This is a genomic window from Achromobacter sp. GD03932, from assembly GCF_029839485.1.
Classification (GTDB): domain Bacteria; phylum Pseudomonadota; class Gammaproteobacteria; order Burkholderiales; family Burkholderiaceae_B; genus Achromobacter; species Achromobacter bronchisepticus_A.
In genome coordinates this window covers 107,913-133,419 of record NZ_JAOCAT010000002.1, presented here as the reverse complement: position 1 = coordinate 133,419, position 25,507 = coordinate 107,913, and the positions used below count along the sequence as shown (strand labels likewise).

Genomic DNA, 25,507 nt, shown 5'->3' with positions numbered 1-25,507 from the left:
CGGGCGGAGCTGGTCTCAAGCCGCTACGCGATCGGCCACTTCGGCAGCCTGGCCTTGCGGTACGGCAGGCTGCGCCAGTCAGGGCTGGCGGAACCGGGCGCGGCCACATACAGCACCGCCTTGGCCAGCGGCGCGTACTTGGCGTGGAAGTGATGCGCGGACTTCACCACGATCAGGCGCTGCGCCGTCAGGTCGCAGCTCAGTTGGGTAAAGAGGTCCGTGTGATAGGCCTGGGTGCGCAGCGAGACCAGGGCGACCAGGATGCCGTCCACGTCGACCAGCGCGCAATCGCCCAGGGCGATGCGGGTGTTGGAGTTGCCCGTCATGGTCATGTCCGCATGCGTGGCCACGACCCGGCAGCGCGCGTCCACGGGACTGCCGGACAAGGGGCCGACCTTGCCGCCGATACGCAGGTCCAGCTCCGCGCCAGGGCCGGCGTCGAAGGCGATGCGGGCGGCAACCGGATCCCACAGGGGGCCGATGGCGGCATTGCGTATGCCCCGTTCGCGCATCCTGGCCAGCAGATAGGTAGAGTCGCCGGCCGCGCCGCTGCCGGGATTGTCCGAACGGTCCGCGAGCACGATGGGACCGTCGCCGCAGGCCAGGGCTTCGTCCAGCGCTTGGTCCACACTGCGGTAGGGCACCATCAACTGTTCGCGCATCGCGATGAGTTCGTCGGCCAATTGACGCGCCAGCATTCGTGCGCGGGCGGCATCGCCATCGGCGTAGACCAGCACCTTGGTGCCCATTTCCGGCACGTCGCCGGTGGCGAAGCCTTGCGCCGCCGAGATCGACAGGATGCCGTCGCGGCCTTCCAGCGCCTTGATGCGGCTGACGAAGCCCTGCGCCGGTTCGCGGGTGGTGTGCATGGGCACGATCATGTCGCAATCGACCAGCGCGGCCACCGGCCGCGTGCGGCCGGCCTGCGCGTCCAGGCACAAGGCCAGCAGGTCTTCGGCGCGCTCCAGCACATCGGTATGGGGATACTCCTTGAACAAGACCAGCACAGTGGCCTGCTCCACCATCAGCGGCGTGAGATGCGCGTGCGGGTCCAGTTCGGCGCCCACCACCACGCCGGGTCCGACGATCTCGCGCACGCGGCGCAGGATGTCGCCCTCGCAGTCGTCGTAGCCGTCGGCCACCATGGCGCCATGCAGGCCCAGCAGCACCATGTCCACCGGCAGCGCCGCGCGCAGGTCGGCCAGCAACTCGTCGCGCAAGGTTTCGTAGGCCGCGCGCGTAGTGGTGCCGCCCGGCTGGGCCGAAGCGACCAGCCCTTCGACCAGCGTCCAGCCGCCCGCGCTTGCGCCCTGGCGCGCGACCCACAGCGGCCCGGCGTAGAACGTCATGTGGTCGGGATGCGTGCCGCCGGGGAGGTATTCGCGCGACTTGAAGGCCGACAGACCGGTAGGCAGGGGCGAGAACGTATTGGTTTCGGTGGCGAGGGCGCCGGTGAATATGCGCATGGGCGACTCCAGGGCGCGGCGCGCCGCTAGCGGTTTGAAGGCGACAGGCCTTGCGGCATGTCCGCCGGCCAGGAACAGCTGCAAATTCTGAGCGCCGCCTGCCCGGCCCACAAATTCCAAATCATGAACTGTCCATAACCTTTCATATGCGCCCGGAAAGGCTTTCGGCCGGCCTATCGTTTTCCCTTAAAAGCAGCCGATCTGCGCGCTTTTCGCCGCGATTTTCCCCGAAAAACCGCACACCATAACCTTGGGTTATCCATGGGAACACGTTAGCTATTTGTGCCGCGCTGGTGTGCCGCCGATCATCCGCGATACGGAACGCAGTGCCCCCCTTTTGGTGTGGCGGCAATGACGGACATCCGATCCATACAAGGGGAAAACTATGTCGTCGACCTGGACCGCCGCGCGCGCCGCGGCGCATGCGGCAGCCTGTCCGGAGGCCCGGCCATGAAGATCTTCAGCGCCGGCCTGGGCACGGAAACCAACACCTTCGCGCCCATGCCCACCAGCCTCGCCTCCTTCCAGGACCGCGACTACTACCCGGCGGGCACGCATCCGGACACGGTGACCTTCGCAGGCGCGCCGCTATACGTGGCGCGCCAACGCGGCCGCGAGGCCGGGTGGACGCTGGCCGAAGGCCTGGTCACTTCCGCGCAGCCGGGCGGCACCACCACCCGCGCCGCCTACGAGACGCTGCGCGACCAGATCCTGGCCGACCTGCGCGCGGCGCTGCCGGTGGACATGGTGCTGCTGGGCCTGCACGGCGCCATGGTGGCCGACGGCTACGACGACTGCGAGGGCGACATCCTGCGCCGCGTGCGCGAGATCGTCGGCCCCGATGTGGTGGTGGGCGCCGAACTGGATCCCCATGCGCACCTGAGTCCGTTGATGGTGGAACAGGCCACGGTGCTGGTGCTGTTCAAGGAATATCCACACACCGATATCCGTGAACGCGCGGAAGACCTGCTGGCCTTGTGCCTGGACGCGCAAGCCGGCCGCACACGGCCCGTCGCGGCGTTGATCGACTGCGAAATGATCGTGCCCATGCACACCACGCGCGAACCCGCCCAGGGCTTCGTCAGCCGCATCAAGGCGCTGGAAGGCCGCGACGGCATCCTGTCGATCTCGGCGGCGCAAGGCTTCGCCACCGGGGACGTGCCGGAAATGGGCACCAAGGTGCTGGTCTATGCCGACGGCGATGCCGCTCTTGCGCAAACACTGGCGCGCCGTCTGGCCGACGAGCTCATCGGCATGCGCGAACAGTTGATGGTGCCCTACCGCAGCGTGGACCAGGCGCTGGATGAAGCCCTGGCCTTCGGCGACGGTCCGGTGGTGCTGGCCGACCGGCCCGACAACCCCGGTAGCGGCGCCCCTGGCGACGCCACCTTTGTGCTGAGCCGCATGCTGGAACGCGGCGTGACGAACGCGGCGCTGGGTCCCATGTGGGATCCGGTGTCGGCGCGCATCGCCTTCGACGCCGGCCCTGGCGCGGTGCTGGACCTGCGCATCGGCGGCAAGGTCGGCCCGCTGTCCGGCGATCCGCTGGACCTGCGCTGCACGGTCAAGGCGATCCAGGCCGACATGATCATGACGGGCCTGTCCGGCGCGCCGGCAGCCATGGGCGACTGCGCGCTGGTCGAGACCCAGGGCATCGAGATCGTGCTGACCTCGCTGCGCAACCAGGCCATCAACATGGACCTGTTCACGCAGCTGGGCTGCGATCTTTCTTCCAAGAAGATCGTGGTGGTCAAGTCCGCCCAGCACTTCCATGCCTCGTTCTCGAAAGTCGCGCGCCACATCATCTATGTCGGCGGCAAAGGCGTCGCCACGCCCGACTGGAAAACGCTCACGTACCGCAATATCCGGCTGCCCAAGTGGCCGCTCTAAGAACCTGCCGGCGCATGGACGCCGGCGTATCCACCAACAAGATGGGAGCCTAGCGCGATGAAAAAACGCCTGCTTTGCCTGTTCTCGACGGCCACCCTCGGCCTGGCCTTCACCCTGGGCGCCGCACCGGCGCACGCGCAGCAGGCCAAGACCCTGCGCATCGTGCCGCACGCCGACCTGAAGGTGCTGGATCCGACCTTCACCACCGCCTACATCACGCGCAACTTCGGCTACATGGTGTACGACACGCTGTTCGCGATGGATTCGCACAGCAAGCCGCAGCCGCAGATGGTCGAGAAGTATTCGGCCAGCGACGACAAGAAGACCTGGACCTTTACGCTGCTGCCCGGCCTGAAGTTCAGCGACGGCCAGGTCCTGACCACCGCCGACGTGATCGCGTCGCTGCAGCGCTGGTCCGCGCGCGACAACATCGGCCAGGCCATCACGCGCGCCGGCGGCAAGTGGGAAGCCGTGGACGCCAGCACCTTCAAGCTGACGCTGGACCAGCCGTTCGACCTGGTGCTGGAAGGCCTGGCGAAAGTGTCCAGCTATCCCGCCTTCATCCTGCCCCAGCGCCTGGCCTCGCAGCCGGCCGACCGGCCGCTGACCGAGGTCGTGGGCTCCGGCCCCTACGTCTTCAAGCGCGCCGAATGGGTGCCCGGCAGCAAGATCGTGTTCGAGCAGAATCCGAACTACGTCGGCCCCAAGGCCCAGGCCGACGGCCTGGCCGGCAACAAGACCCCGAAAATTCCGCGCGTGGAATGGCGCGTACTGCCCGACTCCAACAGCGCCACGGCCGCGCTGACCAACGGCGAAGTCGACATGATCGAACAGGCGCCGGCGGACTACATCGACGCCTTGCGCGGCAACAAGAACGTCAAGATCGGCGTGATGGAGCGCGCCCAGGGCTACATCATCCTGAACCAGTCCATGCCGCCGTTCAACAACGAGAAGGCGCGCCAGGCCGTGGCCCATCTGGTGGACCAGGACAAGTTCACCGCCGCCATGGGTTATCCCGACGACCTGCGCATGAAGTACTGCGCCACGGTCTTCATCTGCGGCGGCCCCAACGACACCGCCGCCGGCGCGGCGCCCTACGCCAAGCCCGATCCCGCGTTGGCCAAGAAGCTGCTGGCCGAAGCCGGATACAAGGGCGAGAAGGTCGCGATCCTGCTGCCCACCGACCTGGCCTACCTGAACTCCGCCACGCTGGTAGCCATCCAGGCGCTGCAGGACATCGGCGTCAACCTCGACATCCAGTCCATGGACTGGGCCACGTTGACCGCCCGCCGCGCCCGCAAGGAACCCATCGACAAGGGCGGCTGGAACATCTTCCTGTCGGCCGCGTCCGAGTTCAACGTCGACTCGCCCATCAGCAACACCTACCTGGGCGCGGTGTGCGGCAACAGCCTGCCCGGCTGGCCTTGCGACAAGAAGCTGGACGAACTGCGCGCCCAATGGATCGCGGCCACCAGCTCGGACGAGCGCAAGCGTGTGCTCGACCTGTTCCAGGAGCGCGCCTATGAAGCCTTCCCCGCGATCTCGGTGGGCCAGTATTCGCGGGCATTCGCTTCGCACAACAGCCTGAAGAACGCGGAGAAGATCTGGAGCCTGCCGAACCTGTGGGTGCTGGACAAGTAGTCCGCAGCCAGCCTAATCGATACGCGAGACAACCATGGGTTACATCCTCCGGCGAGTGCTGGCCATCGTGCCTGTCATGGCAGTGGTGGCGGTGATCGTCTTCCTGCTGATCCACCTGTCGCCGGGAGACCCGGCGGCGCTCATCGCCGGGGATTTCGCCTCCGCCGACGACATCGCCAAGCTGCGCGTGGCGCTGGGCCTGGACGAGCCGCTGTGGCGGCAGTTCGGGCTGTGGGCGGGCAAACTGCTGCAAGGCGACCTGGGCACGTCCATCTTCACCCACGTGCCCGTGACGCAGCTGCTGGCGCAGCGGGTGGAACCCACGTTGTCCATTGCCGCGCTCACGATGCTGGTCTCCATCATCGTGGCCGTGCCGCTGGGCGTGCTGGCCGCCTACCGCGCCGGCACCTGGATCGACCGCCTGGTGATGCTGTTCGCCGTGCTGGCGTTCTCGGTGCCGGTGTTCCTGGTCGGCTACCTGCTGATCTACGGCTTCGCCATCAAGCTGCAATGGCTGCCGGTGCAGGGCTATGTCAGCCTGTCCGAGGGCGTGGGCCCCTGGCTGCGCAACCTGACCCTGCCCTGCATCAACCTGGCGCTGGTGTACATCGCGCTGATCACCCGCATGACCCGCGCAACCGTGGTGGAAGTGCTGCACGAGGACTACATCCGCACGGCGCGCGCCAAGGGCCTCGCGGTGCTGCCCGTGCTGGAGCACGCGCTGCGCAACGCCGCCATTCCCATCGCGACCACCGTGGGCGTGGGCATCGCGCTGCTGATCGGCGGCGTGGTCGTGACCGAGACGGTCTTCGCCATTCCCGGCATCGGCCGCCTGGTCATCGACGCGGTCCAGCACCACGACTATCCGGTCATCCAGAGCGTGCTGCTGCTATCGGCCGGCACCTACGTGGTGATCAATCTGCTGATCGACCTCAGCTACCGGCTGTTCGATCCTCGCATCCGTTACTGAGCCGCCGCAGGAAAGAAACATGTCAGAAAGCTCGATTTCCGCCAGCCCGCCCGTGGTGCTGCACGAGGCGCTCAGCGCCAGCGGGCGCCGCTGGCGCTGGGTACGCAAGCACCCCACCCTGATCCTGGGCCTGGCGCTGCTGCTGATCGTGGCGGGCCTGGCCATCGCCGCGCCCTGGATCGCCACGCACAACCCCATCAGCATCAATCCGCTGCAACGCATGAAGCCGCCGTCGGCCGAGCATTACTTCGGCACCGACGCGCTGGGCCGCGACGTGTTCAGCCGCGTGGTCTGGGGCGGCCGCGTGTCGCTCGTGGTGGCCATCGTGGTGGCGCTGATCGCCACCGCGGTCGGCGTGGTGCTGGGCCTGCTGGCGGGCTTCGTGCGCTGGGCCGACGCCATCATCATGCGCATCATGGACGGCATGATGGCCATTCCCGACATCCTGCTGGCCATCGCCCTGATGGCGGTGATCCGCGCCAGCCTGACCACGGTGATCATCGCCATCGCGATCCCGCAGGTGCCGCGCGTGGTGCGTCTGGTGCGTTCGCTCGCGCTGACGCTGCGCGAACAGCTCTACGTCGAAGCCGCCCACGCCGTGGGCACGCGCCTGCCGGTGATCCTGCGCCGCCACGTGCTGCCCAACATGGTCACGCCGCTGGTGGTGCAGGCCACGTTCATCGCCGCCACCGCGGTGCTGACCGAAGCGGTGCTGTCGTTCCTGGGCGTAGGCGTGCCGGCCCAGGTGCCCAGCTGGGGCAACATGATGGCCGACGCCCGCAACTACGTGGCGGTGGCGTTCTACACCATCCTGTACCCGGGCATCCTGCTGGCCATCACCGTGCTGGCAATCAACCTGATGGGCGACGGCCTGCGCGACGCGCTCGACCCCCGCCTGGCCAATCAACGCTAAGACCCGGGAGCACGCCATGGCTATATCCCCCGCCGCCGTCGCCCCCGGCGACGTGCTGCTAGAAGTCGACAACCTGCGCACCTACTTCGACACCGTGTCCGGCACCGTGCGCTCGGTGGACGGCGTGTCCTACCAGGTGCGGGCAGGCCGCACGCTGGGCGTGGTCGGCGAGTCCGGCTGCGGCAAGAGCGTCACCGCGCTGTCCATCCTGCGGCTGATCCCGACGCCGCCCGGGCGCTATGCCGGCGGCCAGATCCGCTACCGCGGCACCGACCTGCTGGGCCTGACCGAAAAGCAGATGCGCCAGATCCGCGGCAACCGGATCTCGATGATCTTCCAGGAGCCGATGACCTCGCTTAACCCGGTGCTGACGGTAGGCCGGCAGATCGCGGAAACGGTGATGCTGCACCAGAAGCTCGGCCGCCGCGAGGCCTACCGCCGTGCCGAGGAAATGCTGCGCCTGGTGCAGATCGCCGAACCCGAACGGCGCGTGCACGAGTACCCCTACCAGCTATCCGGCGGCATGCGGCAGCGCGTGATGATTGCGCTGGCGCTGGCCTGCAATCCCGAAGTGCTGATCGCCGACGAACCGACCACGGCGCTGGACGTGACCATCCAGGCGCAAATCGTGGACCTGCTGCGCAGCCTGCAGCAGAGCCTGGGCATGGGCATCGTGCTGATCACCCACGACCTGGGCGTGGTGGCCGAATGCTGTGACCGCGTGGCGGTGATGTACGCAGGCCGCAAGGTGGAAGAAGCGCCCGTCACCGAACTGTTCGACCGCCCCCTGCATCCGTACACGCGGGCATTGATGGCGTCGATGCCGTCGATGAACGCGTCGACACAGCGCCTGGCCGAGATTCCCGGCATGGTGCCCGCGCCCAGCGAACTGGGCAAAGGCTGCAGCTTCGCCCCGCGCTGCGCCTACGCCACCGACCGCTGCCGTGCCGAAGCGCCGCAGCTGCTGGAACATGGCAGCGACCACGTGGTGGCCTGCCATGAAGCGGCGCGCGTCGCCGCGCAACCCGCCCCGCAGGCGGCGGCTTCCGCGACGCCCGGCGCCGCCCTGACTGGAGTCCAAGCATGAGCGCCTGCAACCCGCCCGCCACACCGGCCACGCCCTTGCTGGAAGTGCGCGACCTGAAGATGCACTACCCCGGCGCGGGCGGCTGGTTCAAGCCGCGCCGCAAGGTCATCCAGGCCGTGGACGGCGTGTCCTTTTCCGTGGCCAGGGGCGAGACCCTGGCCTTGGTGGGCGAGTCCGGCTGCGGCAAGACCACCACCGGCAAGTCCGTGCTGCGGCTGATCCAGCCTACCTCGGGATCCGTGCGACTGGAAGGCGAGGAAATCCTGGCGCTGTCGGCCGAGCAGATGCGCAGCCGCCGGCGCGACATGCAGATCATCTTCCAGGATCCGTACGCGTCGCTGAACCCCCGGCTGACGGCAGGCGACATCGTCGGCGAGCCGCTGCAGAACTTCCCGGCCTCGGGCGGCCGGTCGCGCGCCGACGAGATCGCCTGGCTGTTCTCCAAGGTCGGCCTGCGTCCGGAAGCGATGAAGAAGTTTCCCCACGAGTTCTCCGGCGGCCAGCGGCAGCGCCTGGGCATTGCGCGCGCGCTGGCGTTGCGGCCCAAGCTGATCGTGTGCGACGAGCCGGTGTCCGCGCTGGACGTGTCGGTGCAGGCGCAGGTGATCAACCTGCTGATGGACCTGCAGGAAGAGATGGGCATCGCCTACCTGTTCGTGGCGCATGACCTTGCGGTGGTGCGCCACATCAGCCATCGCGTGGCGGTGATGTACCTGGGCCGCATCGTCGAGGTCGCCGACCGCGACACGCTGTTCTCGCGCCCGCTGCACCCCTACACCGAGATCCTGCTGTCGGCCGTCCCGGTTCCCGATCCGCACAAGCCCGCGCAGCGCAAGCTGCTGCAGGGCGATCCACCCAGCCCGGCGAATCCGCCCAGCGGCTGCCGCTTCCATACGCGCTGCCCGCTGGCGCAGCCAGTATGCAAGGAGAAGCAGCCGGTCCTGACGCAGCGGCCCGATAGCTCGAACGGCGGGCAGCAATGGGTGGCGTGCCACTTCCGATGAGCGCGCCGCGCCTGCTGGCGGGTCCTCTGCCGGGCGACGACCCGGTCTTTGGCCGCGGCATCGCCGAGTTGCGGGCCGCCATGGCGGCAGGCACGCTCAACGCCGTGGACCTGGTACGCGCCTACCTGGCGCGCATCGCGGCGCATGACCAGGCGGGGCCAGCGCTCAACGCGGTCATCGCGCTGAACGGCGCGGCGCTGGCCGAGGCCGCAGATCGGGATAGGGAGAGGCTGCGCGGGGCGGCGCTGGGGCCGCTGCATGGCATTCCCCTTCTGCTCAAGGACAACATCGATACCGCGGACATGCCCGCCACCGCAGGCTCGCTGGCGCTGGCCGGCCGCCGCCCGCAACGCGACGCCGACGTCGTGCGCAGGCTGCGCGAAGCCGGCGCCGTGATGCTGGGCAAGACCACGCTGCACGAACTGGCTTGCGGCATCACCAACGTTTCTTCACTATCCGGCCGCACGCGCAACGCCTACGACGCCGCGCGCGTGCCAGGCGGATCCAGCGGCGGCAGCGCGGTCGCGGCGGCGTCCAGCTTCGCGGCGGCCGCAATCGGCACCGACACCAGCGGCTCGATCCGCATCCCCGCTGCCTTCAACCAGGTCTGGGGCCTGCGGCCCACGGCCGGGCGCTACAGCAACGCCGGCGTAGTGCCGCTGTCGCCGACGCTGGACACGGTCGGTCCGCTGGCCCGCAGCCTTGCGGATATCTCGGCCCTGTGGTCGGTGTTGGCGGGACAACGCGAAGACGCGCGCGGCGCGGACCGGGTTTGGCGCATAGGCACGCTGGAGGCATTCTTCGGCCCAGCCGAAGCGGAACTGGAGGTATCGCGCCACGTCCGCGCGGCGCTCGCCGGCTGGCAAGCCGACGGCGCACACGTCCAGCCCGTCGCGCTGGCGCTGGGAGACGCGCGCCTGACGGCCGCCAACGTCACCGGCTACGAATTCCGCGACGCGCTGGCCCTCTGCCTGCGTGATGCGGGTCTGCCCGTGCGCAGCCTGACCGACATCCTGGACGGCGGCTATCCCCACCCGGAAGTCGCGCCGCTGCTGCGCGAGCGCGATGCGCTGCGCGATCCTGATGGCAGCGCGCGCCTCGCGGTGCTGGCCCGCGCCCAGGCGCTGCGCGACGACGTGTTGGCTGCCATGGCGCATGGCCAGCTGGACCTGCTCGCCTATCCCAGCGTGCGTGGCGCGCCGGTGCTGCTGGGCCAAGCCCAGCGCGGCGGCAATGGCCTGCTCGCGGCGGTGACGGGACTGCCGGCCTTGAGCGTACCCATCGGCTTCACGGAAAGCGGCATACCCGTCGGGCTGGAACTGCTGGGCCGCGCGGGCAGCGAGCACCTGCTGTTGCAGGCGGCGCGGCGTTTCGAAGCCTGAAGACTCCTGGCCGCGCAAACGGCCGTAGCGGTCACGCCCCGGCCTCCTCGACGATCCAGTCGATGAAGGCTCGGACTTCCGGACGCCGGACTGCGCCGGGCCTGCTTACGGCGTAGTAGGCGAATCGCGCGGGCCAGGGCTTGTCCAGCGCCTGCACCAGACGTCCGGCCGCGATCTCTTCCTGCGCATGCGCGGCGGGCACCAGCGCAAGTCCCTGGCCTGCTTCCGCCGCGCGGATCAGCAGGAAGTCGTCATCGAACGCGTTGCCGCGCTGCGCCCGGGGATCCGGGGCCACGCCATGCGCGCTTAACCACAATGGCCAATCGGCGCGGTCCGCGTCGTGCAGCAGCGGGTAATCCAGGCAGTCTGCCGCTTCGACCAGCGCTGCGGCGTAGCCTGGCGCGGCCACCGGCACCAGCACCGGCGCCATCAGCGGCACCACATCCAGTCCCGGGTAATCGCCCAGTCCGTGGCGCAGGGCGACATCGACGTGGTCGCGCCGCAGATCGACCAGGGCAGGCGTCGCCTCCACCCGGATTTCGATGTACGGATGCCGTTCCTTGAAGCGCCCCAGGCGGGGAACCAGCCACGATGCCGCGAACGTCGCCACGGTGCTGACGGTCAGGCTTTGCCGCGCCTGCTTCGCGGCCAGCAAGTCCACCGCCTTGTCGATCTGCGCGAATGCCGCGCTAAGCATCGGATACGCCTCGGCGCCCGCCTCCGTCATGCGCATGCCGTGGCGTTCGCGCACCAGCAGGGCGATGCCAAGCCGGTCCTCCAGCAGCCGGATCTGCTGGCTGACGGCTCCCGGCGTGACATGCAAAGCCTGCGCCGCCGCGGTGATGCTGCCGCGCTGGCTTACCTCGACAAAGGTGCGCAGCGCCTGCAGGGGAAGCGTTGCCGTCATTTTAGTTTTCCTAAATTCAAAAGTGAGAAATCATCGCTGTACCCGATCCCGCTCAAGACAGAGAATTTGACTGCCGCCGCGCAACCGCAATATTTAGCCAATCTTAAATGAGCAAGCCCATGCTGAATCTATACACCGATAGTTCTCCCAATGGCTACAAGGCCACCATCGCGCTGGAAGAACTGGAACTGCCCTACCGCCTGCATCATGTGCGCATCGCGCAGGGCGAGCACCGCCAGCCCGACTTTCTGGCCCTGAATCCGCATGGCCGTATTCCGGTATTGACCGACGATGAAACCGGCGTGGCGTTGTTCGAATCGGCGGCCATCCTGCTGTATCTCGCGGAAAAGACCGGGAGGCTGCTGCCCGCGGACACCCGGGGCCGCTGGGAAACCATCAAGTGGCTGCAATTCCATTCCAGCAGCGTCGGTCCCATCATCGGACAGCGCGTCAACTTCGAGGTCTTCGACAAGGCGCGCAACGCCGCCGCGCTTGAACGCTACCAGCGCCTGACCGAGGACGCGCTCGCGGTGCTGGACCGCAGGCTGGCCGACCATCCCTATCTTGCCGGCGACGCCTACTCCATCGCCGACATCGCGCATTTCGGCTGGAGCCACATCGCGCGGATCATCGATTTCGATTTCAGCCATCACCGGCACCTGAGCGCGTGGCACGAACGCGTGGCTGCGCGGCCCGCGGTCGCCAAAGGTATCACCCTGCCCGCGCCGGCAACGGGCGCTTGAAGGAAACGAGGACAGTCGGAATGGACACCACCCACTCTCTCCACGGCGCGGCGGGCGCGTCATACTTCGCCTTTTCCGCACACCCCGGCTATCGGCGGATGTTCGCGCCCGAGCGCCTGACGCTGGGCATCTTCCTGCCGCTGCGCTTCTATGAAGGCAGCATGGCGGTCCTTGCGGGGCAAGCCGAACTTGTGCGGCAAATCGACCGGCAGGAGTTTGCCGCCGTCTGGGTGCGCGATGTGCCCTTGTACTCCCCTTCCTTCGGCGATGCAGGCCAGGTCTTCGATCCGTTTACCTACCTGGCGTTTCTGGCGGCGCAAACGAAGAAGATCGCCCTCGCGACGGGCAGCGCAATCTTCTCCCTGCGCCACCCCATCGATCTGGCCAAGGCGGCCAGCACCATCGACCAATTGTCGGGCGGCCGGCTGGTGCTGGGAATCGCCTCGGGAGACCGGCCTGCCGAGTTTCCCGCTTATGGGCTGCGGCATGACGAACGCGGACCGCGGTTCGCAGAAGCCGTCTCGTACTTCCGCCAGCTGATGCGCCCAGGACATCTGGAGATCGATTCGCCGCTGGGACGCTTCAGCCGCGCGGAGTTCCTGCCCAAGCCGGCCGCGGGCAACATACCGCTGATCGTCACCGGTTCCTCGGGCCAGTCGCTGCGATGGATCGCCGAACATGCCGATGGCTGGCTGACCTATCCTGACGCCACGCATACCCCGATGGGACCGCAACGCCTGGCGGAAAAAATCCGCGCCTGGCGCGCCATGATCCCCGACGGCGGCTTCCGTCCGCACATGACCAATGAATGGCTGGACTTGGTCGACGACCCCGATCATCCGCGTACGCCCTTGCGCAACGGGTTCGTGTTGCGCACAGGCAGAAAGGGTTTGATCGCGTTGCTGGAGGAATGGCGGACGGCCGGCGTCAATCACGCAGCGCTGGGCATCCAGTTCTCGCAACGGCCCGCGGCGGACGTGTTGCAGGAACTGGCGGAAGAAGTACTGCCGCATTTCCCCACCCATGAAGGGCCTGGCACTTTGCCGGACGCTTGGTAACCCACGCAGGCCGCTACGCTATCCTTGACGGTTTCCACCCCGCATCCCGTCATGGCGCAGCCCTCCGCCCGCATACTCGAAGGAACCATCGATCAGATCCGCCTCGCGGTGCCGCTCGCGCGGCACGATGCGTACCTGCGCGTAGGAACAGAAAGCGTGATCGCCGCCGGGCTGCAGGCGCCGCAGATCAACCAGCTGCAGCGCCTGCATCAGCAGGGCATCCCGGCGCGCCTGGGCGTGATGGACGGCGACGAAGGGCTGGCCGTTTTTTCCTGGGCGGTTCCGGCGCGCGGAGAACCGATCCCGCCGCGCTACTACCAGACCCTGAAGCGGCGCGGCTGGCGCGAGGTTGCCATCGGCGGCGCGATCGGCGCGGCGTTCGTGTGGCTGGCCTGGCTGCTTGGCATCGCCAGCCTGACGCGCGTGTTCCTGATGGTCTTCTCGCTGGTCGTCGCGCTGGTGGCGCTGGTGGTGGCGGGGTCGGCCCTGCACGGCCTCTGGCACAACCGCCGCCACCGCCCCCTGATCCTGGCGAGCGAGGCGCTGTTCGATCCCAAGCAAAGGCCGGCTGCCGGCACGCCTGCGCCGCCGCCCAAGCCGCCGCGCCTGGAGCCGCTATCGACTCAGGACGAGGGCGAGCCGCCCATCGGGTACGTGCGGGGCCATCTCGTGGGCCTCACGCATGAAATGCGCCAGGTCCACAAAGGGCCCAACTATGGCATCTACCGCTACACGGTCAACGGCGTGGACTACGCGATGATCGCCCAGGAAGCGTTCGGCGACGCGCTGCCCTTCCTGGCCGAGGACGACCGCGTCGAATTGGCCGTGCGCACGGCCCCCGCCCACCCGGACGGCCGGCGCGCCGTTTACGCGCTGCGCAATCTGGAAGACGGCCGCTGCTATATGTGCCACCGCTACTACGGCGGCGAACAAGGCAGGGACACGCCCATCCGCGTCGGCATGAGCCAGCGCGCGCGCCTGCTCAAGCTGATAGGCGCGCTGTTGCTGACGGCCTGGCTGTTCGTGGTCGGCCTGCAGTTTTTCACCGGACCGGACGACGGTTCGTTCCGGGACTTTCCCGAACTGGCTGTCTTCCTGCTGGCGCTCTTCTTCATCGTGTGGCTGGGCTTCGCCCTGCCCCTGCTATGGCTGGACACGCGCTGGCGCATGGGCAGGCCCACGCGGCGGCAGCGGTTCACGCAGCGGATCTACGCCATGCTGGACCTCGGCACGCCCCTTGCGCCCTCGCAGCGCGTCGAAGACGTGTAGCGCGCGCTGGCTTCAGTTGCCCAGCAGCTTCACGGTCTGCGGGTTGTAGCCGGAATACGCGCCGCCGCAGCCCGTATAGGGTTGCGCCGCGGCGGGCAGCCCGGTGGCGCGGACGGAGAGTTCGCCGCGCGCGCGGATTTCCCTGTAGCGTTCGGCGGCCACCGTCTCGTCGGGCAGGAAGTACAGCCGCACGCGCTGCAGGCCCTTGCCCGGATCCTTGCTGCTCGCGGCGCTGAAGGCCGGCACGTTCACTGTGGCCTCGCGCCAGGTCCCGGGCTCTTCCAGCGTCTGCCAACGCACTCGCAAGGGTTGCTCCAGATCGAGCAATACCGGGCTGCCGCCACGCGCCAGATCGCAAGGCCGCGGCAGCACGCTGCGCGCCGCCTCCGAGCCCATGTCGTAGGCCTGGCCATTGATCTCCACCCGGGCGATGGTCTGCGGCGTCAGGTTCTGCAGGCCGAATATCGCCACCCCGGGCATCCCGGCCGCCTCCATCCGGTCGTCGGTCGTGCCAGCGAAGCGCGCGATGCCCGGCGCCACCTCGACGTGATCGGCATAGTGGTAATAGTGATAAACCACCAGCTCCGCCTCGCCCTGCGAGGACGCCGAGGGCAGCTTGCCCAGATCGGGATACGGCGCGCGTTTCAGCGGCACGGACGCGCCGGGCGTTCCGTCCTGGCTGGAGTACACGTAGCGATCCACGCCATCCTTCAGGCGCGCGCCCTCGTAGGGAAAAGCCTCGCTGGCCGCCGGCCCCTGGTTCGGATAGCGGCTGAAACGCGAAAACATGGAGTGCGCCGCCGACCCGGACTCCAGGTACGGCGACGCGCCCGAAGACACGCTTCCGCCGCGCCTGTCCGTCCAGATGGTGCGCCCGCTCAGATTGACGTGTGCTTCCTGGATCGCAGGGTGCGACGCCTGGAAGCGGTCCCACTTGCCCTGCTCGATGGAGTCGCTGACGGGCACGATGGCCAGCGCCAGCACGGTGGGCAGGAACATCCACGCGTGGACGCGCCCGGGCACCTGGCCCTTGTCGCGCACCATGTAGACGATCCAGCACAGCGCCAGCACCACGGCCAGCGGTCCGCCGAACAAAACGCCATAGCTCAACAGCGCCTGCGCGCCCCAGCCAAGGTTCGGGGTGGAAACGAACACGACGCCCAGGAATGCCAGCAGTCCCGCCAGCAGGATGGAGACGATGATGCCAAACAGGTAGTGCCGGATTTGCTTCAAGTGCGCAGTCCTCGCCGGTCGCGGCATCGGCGCCATCCCGGTAGGCATGGCAGCCGACGATCTAGTCTGGCGGCAGGATAACGCTAATTCCAGTTCGGTTCTGGATCAGGAAGCGGATTTTCGGGCTAGCGAGGCTTGATGCCCGCCGCGGAAATCTCCTTGCCCCAAACCTCATAGTCGTTCTTGATGCGCTGCTGTAGCTCTGCCGCAGTGGACGACCGTGGCTGCATCCCCATCGATTTCAGGCTCGCCGCGACCGATTCCTGACCGACCGCTCGTTCCACCGACGCCTGCAGGCGTTCAATGATCGGCGCGGGTACGCCTGCGGGCGCAACCACGCCATACCAGGAATTAAGGCCGAACGGTATGCCGAGTTCCTGGAACGTCGGGGCATCGGGGAACATGCCGGCCCGCTCGGGAGACGTCACGGCCAGGATCCGGACAGCCCCTGCCTTCGCCTGCGCGGAGGCCAGCGCCCAGCCGCCAAACGTCGCGTCCAGATCGCCGCCCAGCATGCCCATCAGCGCTTCGCTCGATCCCTTGTAGGCGACGTGCTGCATGCTGATGTTGGCGTGCCGCTTCATGATCTCACCGCTGATGTGTCCGGCGCTGCCATCCCCCCAGGAGCCGAAATTCATCGTTCCCGGGTTGGCCCGGGCGCGCTGTACCAGGTCTGCATAGGAAGATATGGGCGACTTCGCGGGAACCATCAGCGCATTGCCGGAAACCGAAATCAGCCCGATCCCTGCAATGTCCTTCAAGGGGTCGAAGAGCTTCTTCACGAGCAGGTGCGGCGACAACGACAAGGCCGCCTGGTACGAAACGCCTATCGTGTAGCCATCCGGCTTGGAATTGGCCAGGGCGGCGATGCCTATCAATCCGCCAGCGCCTGCCTTGTTCTCGACGATGACGGGCTGCCGCAGATCGGCGCTCATCTGCTGGGCGACCAGTCTTGCCAGCGTGTCAGGCTCCCCGCCGGCGGGCGATGGGACGATCAACCTGATCGGCTTCGTGGGATACGCGGCATCGCCTTGCGCCCATGCAGGTAACGCGACGCCGCAAAGTGACGCAAGAACTATCAGTCCTCTGATGTGCTTTTTCATGGCTTGTCTCAAAGATTTTTATGGGTGTACTGCATCTTCCAGAATCATGTCCGCCGCTTTCTCCCCGATGGCGATCGAGGGAGCATTGGTGTTTGCCGACGGCATGGTCGGCATGACCGAGGCATCCGCCACGCGCAGGCAGGAAACGCCCCGCACGCGCAACCGCTCATCCACGACGGATGCGGCATCGGTTCCCATGCGGCAAGAGCCTATGGGGTGATACGAGGTCTGACCCAGCGAGCCGACGTAATCCAGCCAGGCTTCGTCCGAAGTGCAGTCAGGCCCGGGCCTCGTTTCCCGCACGACGAACTCCGACAGCGCCGGCTGCGCGGCCACCTGGCGCGCGAGCCTCAACGCGCCGAGCGTCGCGTGCACATCGTCGGGATGGTCGAGATAGTTGCCATGGATGGCGGGAGCCGCGTCGGGATCTTTCGAAGTAATGTGCACCGAGCCTTGCGACTGCGGCCGCAATGCAAAGGTGCCGATCGAGAATCCGGGAAAGTCGTCGAGCACCAGTTTGCCCGCGGTCCTGGCATCTACGCTGGAAAGATAGTGCAACTGCAGCTTGGCGTCGGGCTGCGCGAGGCTTGGATCGGTACGGACCAAGGCGTGAGCGACGGCGCTCGCGCTGCTCATCAGCCCATCCCCGCAGGCGGCCAGGCGCAGGGCCATCAGCGCTTTGCGCCACGTGCTGGGCACGATCTGATTGAGCGTACGCGCGTTGCGGCATTCGTAGGTCAGCCGCACATGCAGATGATCGCGCAAGCCCTCGCCCACGGCCGGCGCATGATGCCGGACGGATATGCCCAAGCCGGAGAGACGCTGCGAATCGCCTACGCCGGAAAGCTCCAGCAACTGCGGCGATTGCAGGGCGCCCGCCGACAGGATGACTTCCTTGGCGGCCATGACACGGCCGCGCGCTCCGCCCCTGCGGTACTCCACGCCACATGCGCGACTGCCTTCGAACAGAATCTTCTCCGCCGGCGCGTCCGTGATCACCTGCAATGCGCTCCGGCGCGGCAGCGACGCAAGATACGCGTCGCGAGCGCTGACCCGGAGACCTCGCCGGGTGTTCATCTGCAGGTAGCCGACGCCCTCGTAGTGCAAGCCGTTGTAGTCGGCGTTCGCCGGAATTCCAGCCTGCACGCAGGCGGCCACGAACGCATCCATGAGCGGCTGGCGCGGGCCATATTCACTCACGACAACAGGCCCTTGCCGGCCGCGGCTGGCGGAATCTCCCGCCTGAAATCGCTCGACTCGCCGCAAGTAGGCCTTGAAGGACTGGTTGTCCCAGCCAGACAGGCCATACTCATCGCGCCAGCGGTCGTACTCCTGCGGATCGCCATGCACCCAGATCATGCCGTTGACGGTGGACGAGCCGCCTAGCACGCGGCCCCGCGGCCAATAGATCGGACGATCCTTGAGACGGGCTTCAGGTTGCGTGTAGAACTTCCTCACGACACGTTCGTCGCGGATCAGATAAGCAACCCCTGCGGGCACTCTTGTCCAGATGCTGCGCTCGGCCCGGCCTGCCTCGAGCAATACGACGCTGTGCTTGCCCGACCTGGCCAGTCCAGCCGCCACCGCGCAACCCGCCGACCCGCCGCCGATCACGACATAATCCACGATTTCGGGCGAGTTCATTGTGCCGTTCCCAGCGCGCGCATCAACCGCCGCGCTTCCATTCCCATGCGCGCGAAACGCGCATCGCCTTGTTCCGGCTGCGCAAGTTGCGGACCGAATCGCGCCGGAGTCGGTTCAATCTCAAGCTCGATCAGCGCGGGCGCAGGCGCGGCAAGCCATGCGCCTATGCCCGCACGAAACTCGTGGGCCTGCGTGAACCGGGCCGCGCCCGCGTAGCCCGAGGCCAGCGCCGCCGCGCTGAAATCGACACGCCCGTCCCCCGCCACCGCCAGATTCGCGCCGCCATTGAACTGCACGCCATTGGCGAACACGAAATGGTAGAAGTTCGACGGACGCATGCCTGCCACCGTGGCAAGTACGCCCAGCTCCATCAGCAAGCTGGCATCACCGTCAAGAATGATGACTTTGCGCTCCGGAAAGGAAAGCGCCAAGCCCAGCCCAAGTCCGGCCGCGCCTCCCATCAGCGGAACCGATGAAAGGCCGAAGGCATAGTCGGGGGCAATCTGGTCCATGCTGTGCATGGCGGACATGGTGCTGATCACGATAGCGTCGCCCCTGACTTCTTGAATGATCTTGCAAGCGTCTTGCGTCGAAATGCTCATGGCTAGTTCCAGGCGGTGTAGTGGCCGATCAATACTGCTGCAGGTCCCGACCGCGCGGCGCAGGAGTCGATTGCCGTGTCGATGTTCGGCAAATCTTGTGGGCCGTCCAGGCGCCAATGGTCGATACCCATGACGTCCAGGACGGGTTCCACCAGATTGACCACGCGGCGCTGCGACCGGGCTGGGTCGTTTCCCACATTGGCAAACTCCCTGCCGAATTGGCCGATCATCAACAGCATGGGCAAGCCCGCGTCCAGGCCCACGGCCCGCAGGCTGTTCAGGCAATTGAGCAAACCCTGGTTCTGGATCAGCACGGCGACTTTGTGTCCGCCGATATGCAGCCCCCCCGCGACATGGATGGCCTGGTTCTCGTCCGAGCACCGGATGACCTGAAAGCGCGGCGTCCTGTCGATCAGGTCATGGACCGAGAGCTGGACGAAGTCCGGCACGGTCACGATTTTGTGGAAGCCGCGCGCGTCGAGCCGTTCGACGATGGCGGTGGCGGGTATGGAGGCAGGCATGGCGGTCACGGTGTCGTCTCATTTACGCGGTGATCCAAATTCTAGGAATCCGATCAATAATTCACCATTCATATAAATTGATTTATCGATACGAAAAACGGATCGGAAAAATAATGGAAAACGCTGATTCCAACCTGCTCAAACGCCTGAGGATCCGTCACTTGGAATTGCTCGGCCATTTGCGGGAAGTTTCCACGGTGCACGCCGCTGCCGAGCGCATGCATCTGTCCCAGCCAGCCGTGACGCGCATGATCAAGGAGATCGAGGAGGTCTTCGGCGGTCCGCTCTTTGACCGCATGGCGCGCGGCATCGCCGCGAACCACATCGGCGCTGAACTGATGCGCCGTTCGGATGTCTTGATGGCGGGGCTGGGCGCGGCCCAGGAAGAAGCGGCCATCATGAGATCCGGCGGGTCGGGCCTGATCCGGATCGGAACGTTCTCGGGATCCAACATGCTGCCCTCCGGCATCGTGGAACTGCGCCGGCGCTTGCCCAGGCTGGCCGTGCAGATCCGCGAGTTCCAGATCGATCTGTTGATCGCGGAGCTGCTGCGAGGAGAGCTCGACTGCATCGTCGGCGCGCTCGCGCCGGACGAGTTCAACAATGAACGGCTGGACAGGCTGCAGGTCCACCTGCTTGCCAGCGACCGCCTTAGCGTGGTGGCGACCCGTACCCACCCGCTTGCACGCCGCAAGAAAATATCCTGGGCCCGTCTTGCCAACGAAGACTGGATCCTGCCGCCACGCGGATCGCTGCTGCGACGCGCGGTCATAGCGGCCTGCCTGACCGAGGGCGTCACGCCCCCTCACCCCAGCATCGAATGTCTTTCCACGCTAACGGTGTTGACGTTTCTTCGTTTGGATCCAGGCAGCATCGGACCCATGCGGGAACAACATGCATTGGAGGAAACCAGGCTGAACAAGGACATGGTCATTCTTGACGTAAGGCCAGGCGCCACCATGCCGCCATTGGCGTTGATTACGCGCAGCGGCCCGGAAGCCATGCGTCATCCTGTCAAGGAATTGCTCGATATCCTCAGGGGCCTGTCTTCACCCCCCAAAGGGGCCATCGACTAATCCGCCCGCGACTGGAACACCGTCACTGTGGGCGCTTCGATGGTTGACACAAAAGGTTTGAAGTTACTTGTTGCGGTTGTTTCTCGTCTCGGCGATGCTAGGCATCGTCTGTCGCCATCCCGCCAGGAGACCCCGCCATGCCGCTCGCGCTTTACGGCCATCCGTTCTCTTCCTACACGCAAAAGGTATTGATCGCGCTGTACGAAAACGGCACCCCGTTCGAGTTCCGCTGCATCGGCCCGGACACGCCAGAGCACGCGGCCGAATGGCTGCGGCGCTGGCCCTTGCACAAGTTCCCGCTGCTGGAAGACGGCGGCCGCAACATTGCCGAGACCAGCATCATCATCGAACATCTGCAGCTGGAGCATCCCGGGCCGCAGCGCTTGCTGCCCGCCGATCCCAGGGCGGCGCTGCAGGTGCGCTTCCTGGACCGGTTCTTCGACCTGCACGTCATGAGCTGGACGCAGCATGCCGTCGGCGGCGCATTGTCGGGCGACGAGGCCAAGCGCCGGGAAGCACTGGCGCTGGCCGTGGAAAAGCTGGAAATCGCCTACGCCTGGCTGGAAGGCCATCTGGCCGGCAGAACCTGGGCCGCTGGCGCGGACTTCACGCTGGCGGACTGCGCCGCCGCACCCTCATTGTTCTATGGCGACTGGACGCACCGTATCGCCGAATCGTATCCGGCGCTGCGCGCCTACCGGGCGCGGCTGCTGGCGCGTCCTTCGTTCGCGCGGGCAGTGGAAGAAGCGCGGCCCTACCGGCCGCTGTTTCCGCTGGGCGCGCCGGACCGGGACTGAATCCGGCCCGGCAGACGCATCACTCGTTGCCGGCGGCCATGTCCCACACTTTCTGGGCGATGGGTTTTTTCTGTTCCTCAATGATGTGCGCCATCAGGCCCACCGAACGGCCAATCATCGTCAAGGCCTTGCCCAATTCAGGCGTCAGGCCCATGTCGAGCACGATGGCGCCCTTGGCCCCGGTGGCGTTCAGCGGAATCTTGCGGCCGGACTGGCGCGCCGCGGCGGCGGCCAACTCCACGGCAAAGCGCGAATAGTTGCCGTAATAGCCGCAGTCCCTGGCGATCTCGAACATCTTTTCACAACGGGGATCGCCATCCACGTGTATCGGATGCCCCACGCCGGGAATCTTGCGCTTGGCCGCCTTGTTGGCCGCGACGCATTCCTCGGCATAGCGGCGCAGTTCCTCGTCCGTGTAGCTGTCCTGCTTGGGCAGGGCGTCGCGCAGAAAGCGCGCGGCGTATTCGATCACGCCCAGGAAGCGGCTGCCGGCGCCCAGCAACCCCGCCGCCAGGGCGCCCTGCATGGCCTCGGGCGCGCCGTGCAGGGTCAGCCGCGCCGACAAGGCGCTGGGCGTTAGGCCGTGGTCGGTCGCGCTCACCAGGAACAGGTTGAGCATGGTCTTGAGCTGGGGCGTAGGAAACTCGCCCAGCAGCTCCAGGGCCAGCACGTCGATGAAATCGCGCTGGAACAGGTCCTGCACCAGGTCATGGCCTCGCACCAGGATGGTATGGGCGTCGCCGCCTCCGATCTTGCTGTCGAACATCTGAAATCTCCGTGTTTTTTCCCGGGCAGCGGACGGCCGCTGCGCCGGCTTGCTATTCGATGACGGCGTCCAGCGCCACCACGCCGCGTCCTTCGTCCAACACCACCAGCGGATTGACCTCCAGCGATTGCACGCCGTCGCCCAGGGCCGTGAACAAGGCCGCGATGCGCTGCACGGCGTCCACCAGGGCCACCCTGTCGCGCGCCGGCAGGCCGCGATGGCTGGCCAGGCGGCGCGCGATGCGCGTCTGATCCAGCGCGCGCTCGATCCGCTTGCGGCTGGCCGGCAGATGGCAACGCGCCACGTCGGCCTCGACCTCCACCCACACGCCGCCCGCTCCCACGCTCAGCACCGGGCCGAAAACCTCGTCGCGATGCAGGCCCACCAGCATCTCCACGCCGTCGACCACCATTTCCGACACCAGCACGCCGCGGATGGATGCCGCGGGCACCTGATGCCGCGCCGCGTTGGCGACGATGTTCTCGAAGGCCTGCCGCACTTCGGCTTCATCGAGCAGCCGTAGCTGCACGCCACCGATCTCGCTCTTGTGCAGCACGCCGTCGGCCACCAGCTTGAGCGCCACCGGAAAGCCGATGGCGCAGGCCACTGCCGCCGCCTCTTGCGCCGTGGCCGCCTGGGATTCGCGGGGCGCGCGCACGCCGTACTGCGCCAGCAGCGCCTTGGCCTGCGATTCATTGCAGGGCAGCTGCATGGCAGGCGCGGCCGAAGGCAGGCCGATGAGCGGGGCTTCTGGCGCCTCATCAGTGGCCTGGTCCGCGTACGCGCTGACGCGCTTGAGCGCCTGCATGGCGTTGCGCAGGCTGTAGACAGGCGCGAATCCTTCCTGGATCAGCAGGTCGTGCGCCGGACCGCGGCGGCTGCTCATCCAGACCGGCACGAACGCCTTGGCGCCGCCCTGCGCCACCGCCAGCATGTTGCGCACCAGCCCTTCGGTGCTGGCCGAATAATTGGAGGTGATGGGGTAGAGCACCGCGTCCACGCCCGGGTCCGCGAACAGCGGCGCCAGGCAGCGCCGCGCCAGGTCCGGATCGGTCAGCGCCTTGGTGGTCAGGTCCACGGGGTTGGTCAGGGCCGCGTAGGCGGGCGCGTGCCGCGCCATCTCGGCCACGGTCTCGTCGGCCAACACAGCCATTGCCAACCCGGCTTCGCCCACCTTGTCGGCCGACAGCACGCCCGCGCCGCCCGACGACGAATACACGCAGATGTTGCGCAGGCTGCGCACGCCCACGCGCGATATCAGGCTGGCGACGTCCAGCAGTTCATCCAGGTCTTCCACCCGGATGACCCCGTACTGCGAGAACACCGCGTCGTTGACGGCGTCCTCGCCGGCCAGCGACGCGGTGTGCGATTGCGCCGCCTTCTTGCCAAAATCCGAGCGGCCGATCTTCAGCGCGATCAGCGGCTTGCCCGCGCGGCGCGCGGCAGCCGCCGCCGCGATGAAACGCGGGCCGCTGCGTATGCCCTCCATCACGGTGCAGATCAGGTCGGTGCCCGGGTCATGCGCCAGCCAATTGATGAAGTCCGCGCTGTCCAGGTCCAGTTCGTTGCCGGTGGAGAACCAGCGCGAAAAGCACACGCCGCGCTCGTTGCCCTGCATGAGCGAACGGCCCAGGCCGCCGCCCTGCGTCACCAGGCCGATGCGCGAGAGCTTGCCGGTCCTGCCGTCGTTGCGGAATTCGGTGGAAAAGGTCAGGCCCAGGCGCGGCGCCAGCATGGTCATGCCGGCGCAGTTGGGGCCGTACAGCCTCATGCCGCTGCGCTGCGCCAGCGCCAGCATCTCGGCTTCGACCGTGCGCCCGGCCTCGCCCAGTTCAGCGAAGCCGCCGGTGAACACGATGACGTAGCGCACGCCCTTGCCGGCGCAGGCCTGCAACGTGGCGACGGCGGATTCGGCCGGCACCAGCAGCAGCGCCACGTCGATGCCTTGCGCCGGCACCGCGTCCACGCTGGCGTGCAAGGGCTTGCCGAAGACTTCGCCGCCCTTGGGGTTGACCAGGTACACCTCGCCGTCGAAATCCGAGTGCTCCAGCACATTGACCACGGTGGTGTGGCCCAGCGTTCCCGGCTTGCTGGAAGCCCCCACGATCATGACCGAACGCGGCCGCGTCAGTTCCACCAGATCATCGAAGCGGACATTGGGATCGAACTGGGAAGGACTGGCGCTCATGCGGCCTCCGGTCGGCATTTCATCAGGGTGGTCCATTCCGACTCCACCACGACCTCGCCGTTCTGGTTCTTCACCGTGCGCAGCATGGTCACGCGGCCCGTGCCGGGGCGTTTCTGCGACAGCGTCTTTTCACCTATGCCGAGTTCAACGTGGATGGTGTCGCCGATGAGCACCGGCTTGCGCCACACGCAGCGCAGTTCGGTCAGCGCCAGCCGGGTGCCGTCCATCAGCCGGTACACGGGCATGCGGGTGGTCAGGCCCGACGCGATGGCCAGGGTCAGCATGCCGTGCGCGGCGCGCTGGCCAAAAGGATGGCTGGCGGCGAATACGGCATCCGTGTGCAGCGCGTTGTAGTCGCCGGACAGCCCGGCGAACTGCACCACATCCGCTTCGGTGACCGTGCGGCGCGGGCTTTCCCAGGACTGCCCGGACGCCAGGTCCTCGAAGTACAGGCGCCGGCCCAGGTGTTCGTCCAGATCGAATGGCGTGCTCATGCGTAGCGCCCTCCCGTCACGTGCACGGTCTCGCCCGTGGTGAAGCCGGCCAGGCGCGACGCCAGGAAGGCTACTGTCGCGGCCACGTCGGCCGGGTCGCCCAGGCGGCCGACCGGCGTGTTGGTCTTGGCGCGTTCGGTCAGCTCTTGGTAGTCGGGGCGCTGCTGCATGCGCGGCGTCGAAATGACGCCCGGGGCGACCGCGTTGGCGGTGATGCCGAACTTGCCGGACTCCAGCGCCAGCGAGCGCGTGAAGCCGATCAGTCCGGCCTTGGCGGCCGAGTAGTTGGTCTGCCCCGGATTTCCCAAATGGGCGCGCGAGGCGATGTTGATGACGCGGCCGAAGCGCTGTTCCATCATCAGCGGCAGCACGGCGCGCGAGCAATGGAATGCCCCCTGCAGCGTCACGTCCAGCACCGCGTGCCAATCCTCCTCGGACATCTTGGTCAGGTAACGGTCGCGCGCAAAGCCCGCGTTGTTGACCAGTATGTCCACCTTCTTCCAGCGCTCGACCGCCAGCTGCACGGCGCGGCCCACCTCGTCCTTGTTGGTCACGTCGGCGCGCGCACCCAGGACGTTGCCGCCCAATTCCGACAGTTCCGCGCAGGCGGATTCGATCGCCGCTTCATTGGCGTCGCACACCACCACGTTGCAGCCTTCCTGCACGAAGCGCCTGGCCATTGCCATGCCCAGCGTGCCCGCGCCGCCCGTGATGAAAGCGGTGCAACCATTCAGTTCCAGATCCATGATGCCA

General features: G+C 67.0%; 23 protein-coding genes. 12 read left to right on the top strand and 11 right to left on the bottom strand.

Features of this window, described 5'->3' with window-relative positions:
• Window positions 1–23: 23 nt before the first annotated feature.
• Entirely contained in the window at window positions 24–1,466 is a 1,443-nt protein-coding gene (locus N5C88_RS02320; RefSeq protein ID WP_280014594.1) for a M81 family metallopeptidase, read from the bottom strand.
• 450 nt (window positions 1,467–1,916) lie between these two features.
• On the opposite strand from N5C88_RS02320, the gene N5C88_RS02315 reads away from it, so the two are divergent.
• Genes N5C88_RS02315 through N5C88_RS02285 form a run of 7 tightly spaced genes read left to right on the top strand, consistent with a single transcriptional unit; the run spans window position 1,917 to window position 10,353 of the window.
• Window positions 1,917–3,356, top strand: coding sequence for a M81 family metallopeptidase (locus tag N5C88_RS02315; RefSeq protein WP_118931422.1), 1,440 nt, complete (start codon window positions 1,917–1,919; stop codon window positions 3,354–3,356).
• Between the two features lie 57 nt (window positions 3,357–3,413).
• Window positions 3,414–4,997, top strand: a complete 1,584-nt coding sequence (locus tag N5C88_RS02310; RefSeq protein WP_280014593.1) for an ABC transporter substrate-binding protein — start codon at window positions 3,414–3,416, stop codon at window positions 4,995–4,997.
• A 34-nt stretch (window positions 4,998–5,031) separates the two neighbouring features.
• On the top strand, window positions 5,032–5,967 hold the full coding sequence (locus N5C88_RS02305) for an ABC transporter permease (protein WP_059371472.1): 936 nt from the start codon (window positions 5,032–5,034) through the stop codon (window positions 5,965–5,967).
• Between the two features lie 19 nt (window positions 5,968–5,986).
• Window positions 5,987–6,880: an ABC transporter permease gene (locus N5C88_RS02300; RefSeq protein ID WP_059371471.1), complete on the top strand. Its 894-nt coding sequence runs from the start codon at window positions 5,987–5,989 to the stop codon at window positions 6,878–6,880.
• Window positions 6,881–6,896: 16 nt separating this feature from the next.
• A complete protein-coding gene (locus tag N5C88_RS02295; protein ID WP_059371470.1) occupies window positions 6,897–7,967 on the top strand; it encodes an ABC transporter ATP-binding protein in 1,071 nt (356 codons plus the stop codon).
• Window positions 7,964–8,971 (top strand): oligopeptide/dipeptide ABC transporter ATP-binding protein, encoded by a 1,008-nt coding sequence (locus N5C88_RS02290; RefSeq protein ID WP_280014592.1) that lies wholly within the window; start codon window positions 7,964–7,966, stop codon window positions 8,969–8,971. The genes N5C88_RS02295 and N5C88_RS02290 overlap by 4 nt, the downstream gene beginning before the upstream one ends.
• On the top strand, window positions 8,968–10,353 hold the full coding sequence (locus N5C88_RS02285) for an amidase (RefSeq protein ID WP_280014591.1): 1,386 nt from the start codon (window positions 8,968–8,970) through the stop codon (window positions 10,351–10,353). Before N5C88_RS02290 ends, N5C88_RS02285 begins: the two co-directional genes overlap by 4 nt.
• A gap of 31 nt (window positions 10,354–10,384) precedes the next feature.
• Here the strand turns inward: N5C88_RS02285 and N5C88_RS02280 are convergent, their stop codons facing one another.
• A complete protein-coding gene (locus N5C88_RS02280) occupies window positions 10,385–11,260 on the bottom strand; it encodes a LysR substrate-binding domain-containing protein (RefSeq protein WP_280014590.1) in 876 nt (291 codons plus the stop codon).
• 119 nt (window positions 11,261–11,379) lie between these two features.
• Between N5C88_RS02280 and N5C88_RS02275 the strand changes: the two genes are divergently transcribed.
• The 3 genes from N5C88_RS02275 (at window position 11,380) to N5C88_RS02265 (ending at window position 14,330) form a co-directional block, all read left to right on the top strand.
• A complete protein-coding gene (locus N5C88_RS02275) occupies window positions 11,380–12,003 on the top strand; it encodes a glutathione S-transferase family protein (protein WP_280014589.1) in 624 nt (207 codons plus the stop codon).
• A 98-nt stretch (window positions 12,004–12,101) separates the two neighbouring features.
• On the top strand, window positions 12,102–13,061 hold the full coding sequence (locus tag N5C88_RS02270) for an LLM class oxidoreductase (RefSeq protein WP_280014676.1): 960 nt from the start codon (window positions 12,102–12,104) through the stop codon (window positions 13,059–13,061).
• Window positions 13,062–13,112: 51 nt separating this feature from the next.
• On the top strand, window positions 13,113–14,330 hold the full coding sequence (locus tag N5C88_RS02265) for a hypothetical protein (protein WP_280014588.1): 1,218 nt from the start codon (window positions 13,113–13,115) through the stop codon (window positions 14,328–14,330).
• Window positions 14,331–14,342: 12 nt separating this feature from the next.
• On the opposite strand, the gene N5C88_RS02260 is transcribed toward N5C88_RS02265, so the two are convergent.
• From N5C88_RS02260 to N5C88_RS02240, 5 genes are all read right to left on the bottom strand, one after another.
• Window positions 14,343–15,563: a hypothetical protein gene (locus N5C88_RS02260; RefSeq protein WP_280014586.1), complete on the bottom strand. Its 1,221-nt coding sequence runs from the start codon at window positions 15,561–15,563 to the stop codon at window positions 14,343–14,345.
• A gap of 125 nt (window positions 15,564–15,688) precedes the next feature.
• A complete protein-coding gene (locus N5C88_RS02255; RefSeq protein WP_280014585.1) occupies window positions 15,689–16,666 on the bottom strand; it encodes a tripartite tricarboxylate transporter substrate binding protein in 978 nt (325 codons plus the stop codon).
• Window positions 16,667–16,684: 18 nt separating this feature from the next.
• Window positions 16,685–18,310, bottom strand: coding sequence for a GMC family oxidoreductase N-terminal domain-containing protein (locus N5C88_RS02250; protein WP_118931306.1), 1,626 nt, complete (start codon window positions 18,308–18,310; stop codon window positions 16,685–16,687).
• The gene (locus tag N5C88_RS02245) at window positions 18,307–18,912 is read right to left on the bottom strand and encodes a thiamine pyrophosphate-dependent enzyme (protein ID WP_165867752.1); all 606 of its coding nucleotides are present in this window, start codon (window positions 18,910–18,912) and stop codon (window positions 18,307–18,309) included. Before N5C88_RS02245 ends, N5C88_RS02250 begins: the two co-directional genes overlap by 4 nt.
• 2 nt (window positions 18,913–18,914) lie before the next feature.
• Window positions 18,915–19,433 carry a thiamine pyrophosphate-binding protein gene (locus tag N5C88_RS02240; RefSeq protein ID WP_191295103.1) on the bottom strand — a complete coding sequence of 173 codons (519 nt, stop codon included), beginning with the start codon at window positions 19,431–19,433 and terminating at the stop codon, window positions 18,915–18,917.
• Window positions 19,434–19,546: 113 nt separating this feature from the next.
• Here N5C88_RS02240 and N5C88_RS02235 point away from each other — a divergent pair, with 113 nt between their 5' ends.
• Window positions 19,547–20,509 carry a LysR family transcriptional regulator gene (locus N5C88_RS02235; RefSeq protein WP_059371460.1) on the top strand — a complete coding sequence of 321 codons (963 nt, stop codon included), beginning with the start codon at window positions 19,547–19,549 and terminating at the stop codon, window positions 20,507–20,509.
• Window positions 20,510–20,646: 137 nt separating this feature from the next.
• Window positions 20,647–21,306, top strand: a complete 660-nt coding sequence (locus N5C88_RS02230; RefSeq protein ID WP_280014584.1) for a glutathione S-transferase family protein — start codon at window positions 20,647–20,649, stop codon at window positions 21,304–21,306.
• 19 nt (window positions 21,307–21,325) lie between these two features.
• Here the strand turns inward: N5C88_RS02230 and N5C88_RS02225 are convergent, their stop codons facing one another.
• From N5C88_RS02225 to N5C88_RS02210, 4 genes are read right to left on the bottom strand one after another with little or no spacing between them, the layout of a single operon-like run.
• On the bottom strand, window positions 21,326–22,072 hold the full coding sequence (locus N5C88_RS02225; protein ID WP_280014583.1) for a citryl-CoA lyase: 747 nt from the start codon (window positions 22,070–22,072) through the stop codon (window positions 21,326–21,328).
• A 52-nt stretch (window positions 22,073–22,124) separates the two neighbouring features.
• Window positions 22,125–24,260 (bottom strand): acetate--CoA ligase family protein, encoded by a 2,136-nt coding sequence (locus tag N5C88_RS02220; RefSeq protein WP_280014582.1) that lies wholly within the window; start codon window positions 24,258–24,260, stop codon window positions 22,125–22,127.
• A complete protein-coding gene (locus N5C88_RS02215; RefSeq protein ID WP_118931311.1) occupies window positions 24,257–24,754 on the bottom strand; it encodes a MaoC/PaaZ C-terminal domain-containing protein in 498 nt (165 codons plus the stop codon). Before N5C88_RS02215 ends, N5C88_RS02220 begins: the two co-directional genes overlap by 4 nt.
• On the bottom strand, window positions 24,751–25,500 hold the full coding sequence (locus tag N5C88_RS02210; protein WP_059371457.1) for an SDR family NAD(P)-dependent oxidoreductase: 750 nt from the start codon (window positions 25,498–25,500) through the stop codon (window positions 24,751–24,753). The genes N5C88_RS02215 and N5C88_RS02210 overlap by 4 nt, the downstream gene beginning before the upstream one ends.
• Window positions 25,501–25,507: the final 7 nt, after the last annotated feature.

Bases quoted from the DNA above. Each gene is read 5' to 3' on its own strand.
- N5C88_RS02275 (WP_280014589.1), top strand. From the start codon at position 11,380: ATGCTGAATCTATACACCGATAGTTCTCCCAATGGCTACAAGGCCACC.
- N5C88_RS02255 (WP_280014585.1), bottom strand. From the start codon at position 16,666: ATGAAAAAGCACATCAGAGGACTGATAGTTCTTGCGTCACTTTGCGGC.
- N5C88_RS02250 (WP_118931306.1), bottom strand. From the start codon at position 18,310: ATGAACTCGCCCGAAATCGTGGATTATGTCGTGATCGGCGGCGGGTCG.
- N5C88_RS02310 (WP_280014593.1), top strand. From the start codon at position 3,414: ATGAAAAAACGCCTGCTTTGCCTGTTCTCGACGGCCACCCTCGGCCTG.
- N5C88_RS02210 (WP_059371457.1), bottom strand. From the start codon at position 25,500: ATGGATCTGGAACTGAATGGTTGCACCGCTTTCATCACGGGCGGCGCG.
- N5C88_RS02230 (WP_280014584.1), top strand. From the start codon at position 20,647: ATGCCGCTCGCGCTTTACGGCCATCCGTTCTCTTCCTACACGCAAAAG.
- N5C88_RS02305 (WP_059371472.1), top strand. From the start codon at position 5,032: ATGGGTTACATCCTCCGGCGAGTGCTGGCCATCGTGCCTGTCATGGCA.
- N5C88_RS02315 (WP_118931422.1), top strand. From the start codon at position 1,917: ATGAAGATCTTCAGCGCCGGCCTGGGCACGGAAACCAACACCTTCGCG.
- N5C88_RS02295 (WP_059371470.1), top strand. From the start codon at position 6,897: ATGGCTATATCCCCCGCCGCCGTCGCCCCCGGCGACGTGCTGCTAGAA.
- N5C88_RS02215 (WP_118931311.1), bottom strand. From the start codon at position 24,754: ATGAGCACGCCATTCGATCTGGACGAACACCTGGGCCGGCGCCTGTAC.
- N5C88_RS02280 (WP_280014590.1), bottom strand. From the start codon at position 11,260: ATGACGGCAACGCTTCCCCTGCAGGCGCTGCGCACCTTTGTCGAGGTA.
- N5C88_RS02240 (WP_191295103.1), bottom strand. From the start codon at position 19,433: ATGCCTGCCTCCATACCCGCCACCGCCATCGTCGAACGGCTCGACGCG.
- N5C88_RS02225 (WP_280014583.1), bottom strand. From the start codon at position 22,072: ATGTTCGACAGCAAGATCGGAGGCGGCGACGCCCATACCATCCTGGTG.
- N5C88_RS02265 (WP_280014588.1), top strand. From the start codon at position 13,113: ATGGCGCAGCCCTCCGCCCGCATACTCGAAGGAACCATCGATCAGATC.
- N5C88_RS02245 (WP_165867752.1), bottom strand. From the start codon at position 18,912: ATGAGCATTTCGACGCAAGACGCTTGCAAGATCATTCAAGAAGTCAGG.
- N5C88_RS02270 (WP_280014676.1), top strand. From the start codon at position 12,102: ATGTTCGCGCCCGAGCGCCTGACGCTGGGCATCTTCCTGCCGCTGCGC.
- N5C88_RS02220 (WP_280014582.1), bottom strand. From the start codon at position 24,260: ATGAGCGCCAGTCCTTCCCAGTTCGATCCCAATGTCCGCTTCGATGAT.
- N5C88_RS02320 (WP_280014594.1), bottom strand. From the start codon at position 1,466: ATGCGCATATTCACCGGCGCCCTCGCCACCGAAACCAATACGTTCTCG.
- N5C88_RS02290 (WP_280014592.1), top strand. From the start codon at position 7,964: ATGAGCGCCTGCAACCCGCCCGCCACACCGGCCACGCCCTTGCTGGAA.
- N5C88_RS02300 (WP_059371471.1), top strand. From the start codon at position 5,987: ATGTCAGAAAGCTCGATTTCCGCCAGCCCGCCCGTGGTGCTGCACGAG.
- N5C88_RS02235 (WP_059371460.1), top strand. From the start codon at position 19,547: ATGGAAAACGCTGATTCCAACCTGCTCAAACGCCTGAGGATCCGTCAC.
- N5C88_RS02285 (WP_280014591.1), top strand. From the start codon at position 8,968: ATGAGCGCGCCGCGCCTGCTGGCGGGTCCTCTGCCGGGCGACGACCCG.